The following is a 14,176-nucleotide window of genomic DNA, read 5'->3' on the forward strand; positions in this document are numbered from 1 at the left end:
GTCAGTTTCAAGCCTAGGTGTTTAGCCGGGTTCGCGCCCGAATTTTTTCTTGGGTTTTAAGCGTCGTAGTGGTTGTTAATGCGCCGTGATTCTGCACGTCCGGGGTGCTCGGGGTGCTCGGCTGGGAAACCTGCAGCAATTACCAGGGCAATGGCACGATCTTCGCGTCCCCCAATGCCGATGGCAGCTTTAACCTTTTCCTCATCCCAGCCGGTGGTTGGGCTCGTAGCCAAGCCTTCAGACTGCGCTGCAATTAGCAAAAATCCAGCTAGCAGAGATGCATCTTTAATAGCTGCTTCGCGGGCAAATTCTGGTGAACGACGCTGCAAAAATCCCTGCACCCGCTCAGCCCTCTCCTCCCCCAAAAGCTCGGCTAGGTCCTCGGGTTCATTTTCCACGCGAGCAACCGTAATAAAGATGACAGGAGCTGCCAGGAATTGTTTCTGGTGGGAGGCATCATAAAGTGCCTGCTTAATATCAGGATCTGTGACCACCACAAGATCACGTTGCTGCACATTAAATGCAGAAGGAGCTTCCACCGCCAGCTCTACTACCCGATCAATAAGGGCCTCGCTGGGGATTTCCTCGGTATATTTCCTGGTGGCACGGCGGGAGTTAATTGCTGCTGCAACGGAGAGAGTCATGGTGTTTTCCTTGGTTTACTGTGTATTTTTAATGGAGCTAGAACCCAGGTCCAGCCGTGGCTTTGTGGCGCTCTAGCCCACGTCGCCAGGGTAGTCCCGCGTGCCCTAAAAGTGGACTGTTATTTCCACCTCTAAAAAATCACCCCACTACGGCCATCTATATCCCCTACAATCCCCACCTAGAATTACCTCATGCCCATAGACTTCCTCCAAGCTGCCGATATTGTTGCGCCACAGCTTTTAGGCTGCGTATTAAGCCACGCCGGAGTTAGCGTGCGCATTTCAGAGGTGGAAGCTTATTTAGGGGCAGAGGATGCAGCTGCCCATACGTTCCGGGGAAAAACTCCGCGCAATGCAGCCATGTTCGGACCCGGCGGACATATGTATGTATACCTCTCTTATGGAATTCACCGCGCCGGAAATATTGTCTGTGGACCCGAAGGTATTGGCCAGGGAGTTCTTCTAAGAGCAGGTGAAGTGGTCTCTGGAGCAAAAATCGCCCAAAGGCGCCGCGGTTCTAAGATTCCTTTTAGCCGATTGGCACAAGGCCCTGGTAATTTTGGCAAGACTTTAGGCCTGGAGCTCAGCGATAATCACGCTTCAATTTATGGACCCTCATTTCTTATTTCTGAAAGAACTCAAGAACCTGAATGGGTTTGCGGACCCCGCGTTGGAATCAGCAAAAATACTGAAGCGCCGCTCAGATTCTGGATTCCCAATGATCCCACGGTGAGCGGACTGCGCGGATACCCGAAGGTGTGAGGAGGGTGTGAGGGTCCCGACGAGGCTGGAACGGGGCGCGGGTTTAATTGGCAAAATGGTTAATTTTGACACTTAAAACGGTGTAGCAAATTACTTAATTGCCAAATTGGACTATTTTGCCAATTAAGGAAAACGTCATGGTATACAGAACTCTATACAAAGAACACAATGCCGCGAGCCTATCAAGCGCCGAATCTTTATATCAAAGTCGTTTTGATTCCGAATCTTCAATTAAGTGGGATTTCCACATTAATGGAAATCCACTTTTCTGCCTTCTCACCACTGAGGTCTATCAACTTACTGAAGAAGCCCATTCCCTAGAGAAGAAAATTCACTCTCTATGGTGGAGCCTTCCTTCCGGAGTAATTCAACACTATTACCGATCATTAGCAATTGAAGAAGTCATTTCAACAAATGAAATCGAAAATATCCGCTCCACACGTAAAGACATTGAGAACGCACTCGATGCGATCTCACTTAAAGGAACCAAACGCTTTTCAGAAATTTCTCATCTTTATCTCGCGCTTTCAGAGAATGAAATTATCTTCCCTAAAACACCTTCTGATCTGCGGAAACTCTATGACAATTTGATGCGCGGAGAGCTAGGAAAAGATGAGGAATTAGATGGCGAGATTTTCCGTAGAGACACCGTAGAGATTCTAAATCAGCGCCAGGAGACGATTCACGCGGGATTCTATCGAGAGTCCAAAATTATCGAAGGTGTGGAGACAATAATCCGGCTGGAATACGAAACGCCCGCCAATCTCGTCAACATAATGATGTCTCATTTCATGTTTGAAACAATCCACCCTTTTTATAATGGAAATGGCAGAACGGGACGTTACCTCCTCGGTATCCAGCTGCGAAATGCTTTATCACCGGCGACTGCACTGACAATGTCCACCTCAATTAATGAAAATAGGCGCGAATACTACAAGGCATTCCAAACTGTGGAGCACCGCCTTAATCGTGGTGATGGCACCCCATTTGTCATCTCCATGCTCAAGCTCTTTAGAGCAGCACAAGAAGGATTAATAGAAAGCTTGGAAATAAGAATTGATCTCCTACAAAGCCTAGAAGAAGCAATTCAAGATCTCGAAGAGACTCAAGAATTCAAAAAACATCAGATTAGATTGTTATATATCTTGGGCCAAATCCAGCTTTTTGGAAAGGATGAAACTCTCTCACTAGATATTGCCACGAAGCTCCTTTATGTCTCAAAATCAACAGCAACACGATATTTCAGTGCATTGAGCGAATTGGATCTAGTTTATGAAGTAAGCAAACGGCCGTTAAGATTTGCCCTCACTGATAAAGGACGCACAACCGTGGGGCTAGATTCAAACATCTAGTTCAACTAGGCGCCACCCACCAACCCCACTTAACCGATCAACAGTGGCCTAAGCTCTCTCAAATTTATTTTGCGCTAGCCATCACATCTATACTCATGCGCATGCCAGGCATTGATGCACCCAAAATTCGTACCCGCCACTTCTTTGAAGCCAAGGCGAACGGTACCAAGATTTCCGCTTTGACCAGCTATGACGCACTTTCTGCACGTATCTTTGATGCAGCCGGAGTGGATGTGCTGCTGGTCGGTGATTCCGCCGCCAATGTGGTACTCGGTCGCGAGACCACGCTCTCCATTACTTTGGATGAGATGATTGTGCTGGCCAAGGCCGTTGTAGTGTCGGCAAAACGCGCCCTAGTGGTAGTTGACCTCCCTTTCGGCACCTATGAAGTAAGCCCTAATCAAGCAGTGGAAACAGCCATTCGGGTCATGCGTGAGACCGGCGCTGCCGCGGTCAAAATTGAAGGTGGCGTGGAAATGGCTGGAACCATTCGACGTATCGTCGACGCTGGCATCCCAGTGGTTGGCCATGTTGGCTATACCCCACAGTCTGAGCATTCCCTCGGTGGCCATGTTGTACAGGGTCGTGGTGCCAGCTCCGGAAAACTCATCGCCGATGCCCGCGCGATACAACAAGCCGGAGCCTTTGCCGTGGTGTTGGAAATGGTTCCAGCACTCGCCGCCGCCGAAGTCACCCAAGACCTCGGCATCATCACCATCGGCATCGGCGCTGGTAACGGCACCGATGGCCAAGTACTGGTCTGGCAAGACGCCTTCGGCCTCAACACCGGCAAAAAGCCACGCTTCGTCCGCGAATACGCCACCCTGGGCGCCGACCTCCACACCGCCGCGCAACACTACATCGCCGATATCCACAGCGGCGCGTTCCCGGCCGAGCAGGAATCCTTCTAAATGCGCCTAACAACCACCAAAAAAGAGCTTTTCGACGCCATCCCCCGCGGTTTCTCCGTCGGATTCGTCCCTACTATGGGAGCGCTGCACAGCGGCCACGCCTCTCTTATGAAACAAGCTCGCCAAGAAAACGAACTGCTTGTGGCCAGCATTTTTGTTAATCCACTGCAATTTGAAGCTCTCGGCGATTGCGATGATTATCGTCATTATCCCCGCGATCTCGACGCTGATATCCCCCTCTTAGAAGAGTGCGGCGTAGACATTGTTTTTGCACCCAGCGTGGCAGAAATGTATCCCAATGACCTGCCTTTAGTGTGGGTTCGAACCGGTGCCATGGGTGAAAAACTCGAAGGTGCTAGCCGTCCCGGCCACTTTGATGGCGTGGCCACCGTGGTGAGCAAACTCTTTAATTTGGTGCGCCCTGATCGTGCCTATTTTGGCCAAAAAGATGCCCAGCAGGTGGCTGTTATCCGCAGACTGGTGGCCGATCTTGATATTCCCGTCGAAATCCGCGCCGTCCCGATCATCCGCGGTGCCGATGGACTGGCGGAATCAAGTAGAAACCAACGCCTCTCCCCCACCGAACGCACACAGGCACTAGTTCTGCCCCGAGTTTTAGAAAAGCTCAAAGCCCGAGCCATCACTATCGATGCAGCCCGGGCCGAACTTGCCACTGCTCCTGGAGTAAAACTAGATCACCTCGAAGCAGTTGATCCAGCTACTTTAGAACCACTTGCGGAGCTCACCACACCAGCGCTGGTGGTAGCTGCAATTTACGTAGGCCCAGTGCGATTGATCGACAATATCGAGATCACCACCTAGCCGTCGCCTCACGAAGGTGCGCATAACGCTGCACCACATCAACGCTTTTAGCCGTTCGTCGAGAAGCAGAAACCGCAGTGCCCCACTGCGGTGGCTGGGCCGCGCCGGACAAGGCCCACGCTGCTTGGCGAGCTGCTCCCAGCGCCACATATTGCGCAGGCTCCGGTACAACCACCTCCACACCAAAAATCTCTGGCGCGATCTCGCGCACGGCAGCGGAACACGCGCCACCACCGATGAGCAAAATACGTTGTGCAGGCACGCCAGTTGCATCTACCAGCGCTGTGACGGCATCGTCCATGGAGCACAAGAGCCCTTCGACGGTGGCGCGCGCGAAGTCTTCACGAGTGGTTGAGCTAGTTAATCCAGCAAGCAAGCCCCGAGCTTCCGGACGATTTGGGGTACGCTCACCATCCAAATACGGCTGCAGGGTAACTCCGCGGGAACCCGGTTGCGCTGCAAGAGCCAGGGCATCAAATTCTTCCCATTCCACACCCAAAATCCGGCGTCCAAATTCCAGTACGCGGGCTCCATTAAGAGTGCAGGACAAGGGCAAATAGGCACCTGTGGCATCGGCAAAACCAGTGACCAATCCCGATGGATCATGCACACTATTTTTTACCACTGCGGCAGCAACACCAGAGGTTCCAATAGAGACGCTGACATCGCCGGCAGCCAGATTTAGCCCCAGCGCAGCAGCGGCATTATCGCCTGTACCTGCAGCAACAATCGCACCGCCAGCAGTGCGGCCAGCAATGGCATTGGGTGCAAGCAAGTCAGGAAGTTCAACCTCATGGCCCAAAGCCAGGGCTGCGAGATCTGGGCGCCAGGCTCGATCACGAGTGCTGTAATAGCCTGTTCCCGAGGCATCGCCATGATCGGTGACCATCCGCAGGCGTCCCAAAAGATGCCAGGTAAGGAAGTCATGTGGCAACATCACGGCGTGGGTGCGGGCTGCATTTTCTGGTTCATGATCACGCATCCAGCGCATTTTGGTGGCAGTAATAGAGGCCAAATACACACTGCCGGTGGCATCCACAGCAGCGGATTCGCCACCAAGCTCCGCGTTGAGATCGCGTGCAGCCTGAGCGGAACGCGTGTCATTCCACAGCAATGCTGGGCGCACAACGTCTCCGGCTGCATCTACTGCGACCATGCCATGTTGTTGGCCCGCAATAGACACAGCATCGGCACGATCGATCAGTCCCGCGGTGGCAGTTTCCAAAGCGTCGATCCACGCTTGTGGATCGACCTCGGTGCCACCAGGGTGACTCGCGCGTCCTTCGTCAACTATCTGACCGGTCGCGGCGTCGACAAGCAACGCTTTGCAAGATTGGGTCGAGCTATCGATTCCCAGCACCAGCGCCATTAAAATTCCTCTTCTTGGATGTAGGTGGAGGTGATTTCCTCACCGTTGATATCAACAACGTGGATCTGGGCGCGGGAATGGGTGAGCAATTCGCGCTGCTCGCGGCTGCATTGTTGATCGATAATAATGTGGTCAAATTTATCAATCGGGGCCACTTTAAACACGCCTGGCGACCCAAATTTACTGGAATCTAACACCAAAACCTTCACCGCGCCGATTCCTATAACAGCGCGCTTAGTATCAGCAGCCTCCATATCGGGGTGGAAAAGCGCCGCGGAATTTCCGGTGGTACGCAAAGCGGTGGTGGAGACGAAGGAAATATCGGCAGAAAGCTCAGCTAATTGCGCTGCGGTGGAGCGACCCAAAAAGGAATCAGTTTCCGGAAAATACAATCCCGCACAGGCAATGAGGCGGATATCGACCATCCCGGCGCGATTGCGATGCTCACTCATTGCCTTGAGGGAGTGCGTAATCAATGCCGAGGGTGAACGCTGTGGCAGCTGCTCTACCAGGGGTTCTAGGGTGGTGGAATCATCAATTGCCACCACCGCACCCTCCGGAATGAGCCGCGCTGCAGCAGCACAAAGTGCTTCTTTGACGTTTCGGTGCAAGTGCCGGCGCTGCCCCACTGCCAGCTCGCTCATGGAGGGCGATACCGAGCGGGCGCCGCCGCGGATTCTTTCCACCAGGTTTTCGGTGGCTAATGCCTCGAGGTCGCGGTGGATTGTCATTGCACTGACATCAAAATGTTCCGCCAGTTGTTCTACCCGTGCGGAGCCGTGACGGGTGATATAAGCAACGATTCTTTCGCGTCGCCGTTCTTGGGAAGTGGCGGGGATTACTTGGGCCATGTGAAAAAACTAGCACGCTCATGTTGTTAAGACCAGGGGTTTTTAACATTTTTTTGTTAGGTCTTGCTTTTTTATAACATTGTGGCGTTAAATTAGTGTTAGTTTAACGTGATCCAAACCACTAAACACTCCAATCCTTGGATTCGACACGGTTATGGGTGCCCATTGGGGCAGTTTTTAACAGCAACCTAACGCCGAATTCAACACTTCTAACAAAGGTGGACCAATGTCAGTACAGCACTCGCCAGCGTCCAAGCCGGGTCTGCTTGATCGTCTCGGCATTCCTCGTGCCCTCATCTTCGGCTTCATCGGACTCGCCATCTTCATGATCGGCGACGGCGTGGAAACCAATATCCTCGAACCTTTCCTCAGCTCCGATCATGGCTTCACCGTTTCATCCGTAGGAACTCTGGTTACGGTTTATGGTGTTGCCGTTGCCATCGCAGCATTCTTTGCCGCAGCCCTTTCGGATCTCTGGGGTCCACGCCGCGTGATGATCCTCGGCGCCACCATCTGGATCTGCTTCGAGCTAATCTTCCTAGCAGGGGCACTGACCTCCGACCAAAGCTGGCTGATTTTTATTGCGTATGGTCTCCGCGGATTTGGCTACCCCTTCTTTGCCTACGGCTTCTTGGTGTGGATTACCGCCACCGCAGATCCAAAGAACCTAGGCACCGGTGTGGGCTGGTTCTATGTGGCCTTCTCGGCAGGTCTTCCTACTTTGGGCGCTTTGGTTGCCACCATCTCCATCCAGTTCATCAACCTCAGCTTCTATGAAACCCTCTGGGTTTCCCTGGCACTGGTAGTTATTGGTTCCCTCGTTGCGCTGCTCGGAGTAAAAGAACGCCGTGGACGCCACCCTTTGGTATCCAACCCTGAAGATGTTAAGCAGACCCTGGGTCAGGGCTTTAAGCTGCTGCGTACTGACCGTCGTGCCCGCTTTGTCACTTACATCCGCACCATCAATTCCATCCCGACCTATGCGATGGCAGTCTTCTTCCCCGCTTTCTTCACCGATAGCCTGGGCTGGCGCCTGAGCTGGTTCCTCATCCTCACCACTGTTATCTATGCAGTGAACCTGCCTTTTAATCCTTTCTTCGGACGCTTTGGCGACCGCCACGGCTGGGCCCGCACTGTATTCTGGGCAGGATCCATCGGTGGCGCGGTAACCCTGGCCATGGTCTACTTCATCCCATTCTTCGGCGTTAAGTCCGGACTTTCAGACGGCGTTGTTTATGGAATCACCATCGCAGCCGGCGCACTATTTGGCATCTCGCTAGCCGGCTTCGTTCCACTATCCGCGATTGCAGTCTCCCTTGATCCCAAGCACCCAGGTGCAGCAATGGCAACTTATAACCTCGGAGTTGGCGGTGCCGTTGCAGTTGGTCCTCTACTTGTTGCAGTGCTGCACCCGCTCATTGGAGCAACCGGCCTTATCTTCGTCATGATTGCGCTGTACCTGGTCTCTGGCTGGATGACGCTGCAGCTGCGCGGAACCCAGCCTGGCTTTGATGGGCTGCCACCGCTTGATGAAAACGCCGATATCTCAGATCTTGCGGTAGTAAAGGCGCACTAAAGCTTGCTGGCTGCTTGATACGTGCTTGGTGAGAGCTTGGTACCTGATTTTCAGGCAGGTGCGAGTTAGCACCTTGATGTACCACCCAAAGCGAGTGTGCAGAATTCCGCACAAAGGGCCCCAAAAACAGAGATTTGTGCAGAATCCTGCCATTTTTCACCCCTCAAAATGAGCACAATCGCGCACAAAGTGTGAAATTTTGCCAATTTGTGCAGGATTCTGCGCAGCTCCAAGCGCGGCCTGGAGTGCGCGTTAACGGTGGCCTCAAAAGTGGGTCCCAACCATCGCCCCGACTAGCAAGTACTAGTCACTCCCCCAAAAAGACCGCCCCACCCCGAAACCCATCTCCCAATCAAAGACGCCCCCTGCCCCAAAAACAAACAACAACCAAAGGAACTCCCATGAATCAGCAACAGAACCAACAGAACCAACCACTCCCGCTCAACACCGCCAACCTCGAAGCAATCGCAGAAGTATCTGGCGCAAAAATCCCTTCCTTTGATCGCTCCCAGGTCACCCCAGGAATTGTGCACTTCGGCGTTGGTGGATTCCACCGCGCACACCAGGCCATGTACCTCGACCGTCTCATGAATGAGGGCAAAGCACTGGATTGGGGCATCGTCGGAATGGGCGTTATGCCTTCTGATGTGCGCATGCGCGATGCCCTCGCAGGCCAAGATCACCTTTATACGCTGACCACCAAAGCTCCCAATGGCGAACTTGATCAGCGCGTGATCGGCTCCATCATCGATTATGTCTTCGCACCGGAGAACCCCCAGGCTGCAGTAGATACTCTGGCAGATCCAGCAATCCGCATTGTGTCACTAACTGTCACCGAGGGCGGCTATAACATCGATCCTGCAACCGGCGAATTTGACCACACCAACCTTCGCATCGCTGCTGACCGTGAGGCGCTTAAAGGCGGCAAAACAAATGAACTGCAAACCTTCTTCGGCCTTATCACCGCTGGTTTGATTGCCCGCCGCACTGCTGGAACCACTCCTTTTACCATCATGAGCTGCGATAATATCCAAGGCAATGGTGAGTTGGCGGAGAAGTTCTTCCATGCTTTTGCCAACTCCATTTCGGAAGAGCTGGGCCAGTGGATGCAACAGAACGTTAAATTCCCCAATTCCATGGTGGACCGCATTACTCCCGAAACCACCGATAGTGACCGCGCAGATGTGCAGGAAACCGGTTACGTAGACGCCTGGCCAGTAGTTTCCGAGGACTTCACACAGTGGGTTCTCGAGGATGCTTTCACCGATGGCCGCCCACCTTATGAAGAAGTTGGCGTTCAGGTTGTTGCCGATGTCGAGCCTTATGAGCTCATGAAGCTGCGCCTCCTCAACGCTTCTCACCAGGGTCTTTGCTATTTCGGTCACCTCGCAGGGCATCACATGGTGCATGATGTCATGGCGGATCAGCGTTTCCGTGATTTCCTGCTCGCCTACATGGAGCGCGAGGCCACGCCAACCCTGCGCGAGCTGCCTGGAGTTGATCTCGATGCTTATCGCCACCAGCTCATCGCCCGTTTTGGCAACGCCGCCGTCAAGGACACGGTTCCCCGTCTGTGCGCCGAGTCCTCCGACCGCATCCCCAAGTGGCTGCTGCCCGTGGTCCGTGAAAACCTAGCAAAGGGTGGCGCGGTTGAACTCTCCGCCGCGATTGTTGCTTCTTGGGCGCGTTATGCCGAAGGTACCGATGAGCAGGGCAATCCCATCAAGATCGTCGATCGCCTAGCCGAGCGCGTGCACGAGAACGCCTCCCACAACCACGAGAATATCCTCGCTTTCATCAGCGACCGCGGCCTCTTCGGCGACCTGGTCGATTCCGAGCAGTTCACCGCCACCTACGCAGCAACCCTCACCTCCCTGCATGAGCGTGGTGCGGAAGCGACCCTCGACGCGCTGCTTGCGCGCGTCACCGTTTAAAAAACGCTTTTCGACGTCGCCCTCCAGCACTAGTTTTTAGTTCACCATTTGCTGTATAGTTCAGCAGATGGTGACCATAGATGTTGAAATTGATGCAATGAATCGCTTGGGACGCGCGATGGCTGATCCCACTCGCTCCAAAATCTTGCTGTCTTTATTGCGCCATCCTGGCTACCCAGCAGAACTCGCTAGTGAATTGGGAATATCACGCACCAACGTTTCCAATCACCTAGCGTGTCTGCGGGGCTGTGGCATTGTGGTGGCGGAGCTTGAGGGTCGTAAAACTCGCTATGAGATTTCAGACCCACACCTCAGCGCAGCTCTTTTAGCACTTTTAAATGTCACCCTGGCCGTTGATGAAAACGTCCCATGCATCGATCCAACCTGCAGCGTTGAAGGTTGCTGCACTCCCAATGAGTGATGCATGCAGCGCCCCCGCAGCTCCCACACCTGAGATCGACGAACACTCAGAACAGCCGTGGTGGAAAGACCGCGAAATCCTCCTGCCCATTGCTTCCGGAATCTTTTTCCTACTGGGGCTAGTTGCAGAATGGTTTGCCACTGGCACTGTCTTCTTCTGGATCGGTCTTATCCTCGGCGCATCCACCTTTGTTCCCGGAGCTGTACGTGGATTATTTACTTCCGGAAAACTCGGCATCTCACTGTTAATGACAATCAGCGCAATCGGTGCAATTTTGCTCGGTTACGTAGAAGAAGCCGCTGCTTTGGCATTCCTCTTTTCCATTGCGGAAGCACTGGAAGATAAAGCCATGGATCGCGCCAAAGCTGGTTTGCGATCACTACTGAAATTGTCGCCAGAAAATGCCACTGTGCTCAGAAACAATCACCCCACTTTAGTCGCAGTTAAAGATCTTAAAATTGGCGATGTCATCAGGGTTCTGCCTGGTGAAAGGATTGCCACAGACGGAATTGTCAATAGTGGCACTAGCAGCATCGACACCTCTGCCGTAACCGGTGAATCCATTCCAGTTTTTGTCTCCCAAGGTGATTCAGTTTCTGCGGGAACCGTCAATACCGTGGGCGTATTAGAAATTATTGCCACCGCGGCTGGTACCTATAACTCTTTGACTGCCTTGGTAAAGCTCGTTGAACAAGCCCAAAACGATAGAGGTCAGCGCGCTCGTTTAGCTGATCGCATCGCAAAACCACTAGTCCCCGGCATTCTTATCGTGGCACTTTTGGTTGGCATTATCGGCTCTATTTTTGGAGACCCCGCCGTGTGGATCACCCGTGCACTAGTCGTTTTGGTGGCCGCGTCCCCCTGCGCCTTAGCGATTGCAGTCCCCGTGACCGTTATTTCCGCAATTGGCGCCGCCAGCAAATTTGGCATCATCGTCAAGAGTGGCGCAGCCTTTGAAAATCTAGGCACTTTAAGAAGGATTGCCATGGATAAAACTGGTACTTTGACTCGAAATGAATCCTCGGTGGCACAGGTTTATGCAGTAGATTCAACCTCCCAAGAAGAGGTATTGACACTAGCTGCAACATTGGAAGCACAAAGTACGCACCCACTAGCTACTGCCATAAAGAATGCCGCTAGCTCCACTCTTGAGACCACCCACATCACTGAACAACCTGGTTTGGGACTTAGCGGACACATTGATGGCGCGGAGATTTCCGTCGGCAGTCCCCGTTGGATTGCGCCAGCTGCGTTGTCTGAAGTAGTCGAAGATATGGAAAATAGTGGTCAGAGCTGCGTTATGGTCGCTCGCGATGGAAAAGTCATAGGTGCAATCGGGGTTCGTGATGAACTCCGACTCGAGGCTAAAGAGGCAGTTACTCAGCTTCAAGACCAAGGAATAAAGGTCATGATGCTCTCTGGCGATAATTATCGCACTGCCTCCGCACTAGCGGACATGGCGGGAATTTCAGAGGTCCACGCACAGCTAAGCCCTGCCGACAAAGCTACCTTGATCTCCCAATCTGTGCAGGACTCCCCGACCGGAATGATCGGCGATGGTATTAATGACGCGCCCGCGCTTGCAACGGCCACCGTGGGAATCGCAATGGGGGTCCATGGATCTGATGCAGCTATTGAATCTGCAGAGGTTGCTTTTGTGGGCAATGATCTGCGGCTTATTCCCCTCGCGATAAATCACGCCCGCCGGGGACGCGCAATCATGAACCAAAATATCGTCTTATCCCTGCTGATCATTGTGATTCTTTTACCTTTGGCAATCACCGGCGTCCTCGGGCTTGCTGCTGTGGTGCTCATCCACGAGGTGGCTGAGGTTTTAGTCATTTGTAATGGTTTGCGTGCTGCGAGAACTAAACGACCCTAGATGTAGTTAGCTCTAGATCTACTCAATAATTGCCGATACCGCACTAATCACTGCGTTCCGCCTTTAATCCCAACGCGGTTATTCGGATCATGGAGGAATTAAGAGCTCGCATCGAAAATAAGTTGATCTCAACTTCAACCTGGAATTCCGAATATATTCCGAACATGATTGCAGTCATGACTATTGCAGCTGATTTTCCCCAGCGCACACGCCGTTCCTCCGACCTAAGTAAACACTCCGCCGAGGTTTTCGCAGAAGCTGAAGAGCACCCTATTTCAATCACACGACGCGATGGTGAATCGCTAGTATTGATGTCTCAACGAGAAGCTGAAGGTCAAACCCAACTGCTAGAAATCGCAGCACAATTACTCACAGTATCTATTGAAGATCATGGTTCACTTACTGAGCGTATGTCTAAGGCTTTTCCTTGGATGCTTGCCCTTTCAGCAAAAGACCAAGAAACTTTCGCTCGCAATATTTTTGATGCCGCACGCGCCTCCCTCTCCACTACCCAGCCACATTTGATAATTACAGAACTTACCTCGTGGAAAGAGACAGCCACGGCAATTGCAGCTGGTTTGGACACCAAAAATGTAGATTGGCTTGAAAACGACCCACGCGTCGAACGGCCATAATCGTGGCCGCCAAGAAGAGCGAACTAGTCGCACGCCCACCCAAGAAAAATGAATATGAGATCCGTTTTGCCTCCAGTCAGGCCACAAAGGGATGGCGTGATCTGGTGGCAACACTTCGTAATCCCATGTCTGACGCATGGGATTTCCTCACTTCATCTCCACTTCAAATCACCTCGACTAATTATCCTTTGAGAGGGGAATCAGCTCGCATTAACCGAAATGGTGTAATCCATGAGCGCTGGCAGCATAAACCTACAGGTAGAGGCTCTGCCAGGATCTGGTTTTATATAGAGGGACGTACTGCATTTCTAGAACAGGTACACACTCATCACCCAAATGAAACTAAATGACAGGCGGTTTTTCGTCGAAAAGCATGGTTTTTAGCTTTTAAGGGTGACAATCTGGATGAGGTTGCCCACGGTGTCGTCGAGGATCGCAATGATGGAGGGGCCTACGTCCATGGGCTCGAGGGTGAATTCCACGCCAAGGTCACGCAGGCGCTCGTACTCGGCCTGGACGTCGTCGACGTAGAACTGGGTGGCGGGGATACCATCTTGCTTGATGCCGGCCTGGTAGCTGGAGGCGGCGGGGTGCTGGTTTGGCTCGAGCAGCAACTGCACGCCATCGGGGTTTTCGGGGGAAATAACAGTCAACCAGCGGTAATCGCCGGCTTCTACATCATGCTTCTTTTCAAAACCCAATTTAGAGGTATAAAAATCGAGGGCTTTGGCTTGGTCATCAACAAAAACGCTGGCAATTTCAATTCTCATGGGCGCCAGGATAGCTATGACACGAAGATTGTGCAGCACTGCTGGAAAAAGCCGAAAACCTCCCAGCACATATTCCATGACACATGTGCTGAGAGGTTTTCCTCTGACTGAAGAACAATGGGCAAGAACCACCGAACCGCTAGCAAGAATCGCGATACCAATCAGAAGTTTTCATCTGCCGCAAGCTGCTTTAAAGCTATTACTTAAGGCGCTACACCACATGCTTGCACTTCTATCGCGAGAAAGA

At 52.6% G+C, this 14,176-nt stretch carries 13 protein-coding genes; 9 read left to right on the forward strand and 4 right to left on the reverse strand.

What is annotated here, in order from left to right:
- Window positions 1-56: 56 nt before the first annotated feature.
- Complete coding sequence (locus SFC07_RS05465) at window positions 57-644, reverse strand: nitroreductase family protein (RefSeq protein WP_411207220.1); 588 nt, start codon at window positions 642-644, stop codon at window positions 57-59.
- A 192-nt stretch (window positions 645-836) separates the two neighbouring features.
- Between SFC07_RS05465 and SFC07_RS05470 the strand changes: the two genes are divergently transcribed.
- The 4 genes from SFC07_RS05470 to panC all read left to right on the forward strand — a co-directional run bounded on the left by SFC07_RS05470 (window position 837) and on the right by panC (window position 4,491).
- Complete coding sequence (locus tag SFC07_RS05470; protein ID WP_411207221.1) at window positions 837-1,406, forward strand: DNA-3-methyladenine glycosylase; 570 nt, start codon at window positions 837-839, stop codon at window positions 1,404-1,406.
- A 137-nt stretch (window positions 1,407-1,543) separates the two neighbouring features.
- Window positions 1,544-2,758 carry a Fic family protein gene (locus tag SFC07_RS05475; RefSeq protein WP_411207222.1) on the forward strand — a complete coding sequence of 405 codons (1,215 nt, stop codon included), beginning with the start codon at window positions 1,544-1,546 and terminating at the stop codon, window positions 2,756-2,758.
- A gap of 101 nt (window positions 2,759-2,859) precedes the next feature.
- Complete coding sequence (gene panB / locus SFC07_RS05480; protein WP_411207223.1) at window positions 2,860-3,669, forward strand: 3-methyl-2-oxobutanoate hydroxymethyltransferase; 810 nt, start codon at window positions 2,860-2,862, stop codon at window positions 3,667-3,669.
- Complete coding sequence (panC, locus tag SFC07_RS05485; protein WP_411207224.1) at window positions 3,670-4,491, forward strand: pantoate--beta-alanine ligase; 822 nt, start codon at window positions 3,670-3,672, stop codon at window positions 4,489-4,491.
- Here the strand turns inward: panC and xylB are convergent.
- Both xylB and SFC07_RS05495 read right to left on the reverse strand, forming a co-directional pair.
- The gene (xylB, locus tag SFC07_RS05490; protein WP_411207225.1) at window positions 4,481-5,860 is read right to left on the reverse strand and encodes a xylulokinase; all 1,380 of its coding nucleotides are present in this window, start codon (window positions 5,858-5,860) and stop codon (window positions 4,481-4,483) included. The two genes, panC and xylB, sit on opposite strands and share 11 nt — an antisense overlap.
- Window positions 5,860-6,711, reverse strand: coding sequence for a DeoR/GlpR family DNA-binding transcription regulator (locus SFC07_RS05495; protein WP_411207226.1), 852 nt, complete (start codon window positions 6,709-6,711; stop codon window positions 5,860-5,862). Before SFC07_RS05495 ends, xylB begins: the two co-directional genes overlap by 1 nt.
- A gap of 226 nt (window positions 6,712-6,937) precedes the next feature.
- Here SFC07_RS05495 and SFC07_RS05500 point away from each other — a divergent pair, with 226 nt between their 5' ends.
- From SFC07_RS05500 to SFC07_RS05520, 5 genes are all read left to right on the forward strand, one after another.
- The gene (locus SFC07_RS05500; protein WP_411207227.1) at window positions 6,938-8,287 is read left to right on the forward strand and encodes an RbtT/DalT/CsbX family MFS transporter; all 1,350 of its coding nucleotides are present in this window, start codon (window positions 6,938-6,940) and stop codon (window positions 8,285-8,287) included.
- Window positions 8,288-8,688: 401 nt separating this feature from the next.
- Window positions 8,689-10,221 (forward strand): mannitol dehydrogenase family protein, encoded by a 1,533-nt coding sequence (locus SFC07_RS05505; protein WP_411207228.1) that lies wholly within the window; start codon window positions 8,689-8,691, stop codon window positions 10,219-10,221.
- 67 nt (window positions 10,222-10,288) lie between these two features.
- Window positions 10,289-10,642, forward strand: coding sequence for an ArsR/SmtB family transcription factor (locus tag SFC07_RS05510; RefSeq protein ID WP_411207229.1), 354 nt, complete (start codon window positions 10,289-10,291; stop codon window positions 10,640-10,642).
- A complete protein-coding gene (locus tag SFC07_RS05515; RefSeq protein ID WP_411207230.1) occupies window positions 10,635-12,524 on the forward strand; it encodes a heavy metal translocating P-type ATPase in 1,890 nt (629 codons plus the stop codon). The genes SFC07_RS05510 and SFC07_RS05515 overlap by 8 nt, the downstream gene beginning before the upstream one ends.
- 176 nt (window positions 12,525-12,700) lie before the next feature.
- Window positions 12,701-13,159, forward strand: a complete 459-nt coding sequence (locus tag SFC07_RS05520) for a prevent-host-death protein (RefSeq protein WP_411207231.1) — start codon at window positions 12,701-12,703, stop codon at window positions 13,157-13,159.
- Between the two features lie 380 nt (window positions 13,160-13,539).
- Here SFC07_RS05520 and SFC07_RS05525 read toward each other — a convergent pair whose 3' ends face one another.
- Window positions 13,540-13,929 carry a VOC family protein gene (locus SFC07_RS05525; RefSeq protein ID WP_411207232.1) on the reverse strand — a complete coding sequence of 130 codons (390 nt, stop codon included), beginning with the start codon at window positions 13,927-13,929 and terminating at the stop codon, window positions 13,540-13,542.
- Window positions 13,930-14,176: the final 247 nt, after the last annotated feature.

Source organism: Corynebacterium callunae (genome assembly GCF_046592015.1).
Classification (GTDB): Bacteria; Actinomycetota; Actinomycetes; order Mycobacteriales; family Mycobacteriaceae; genus Corynebacterium; species Corynebacterium callunae_A.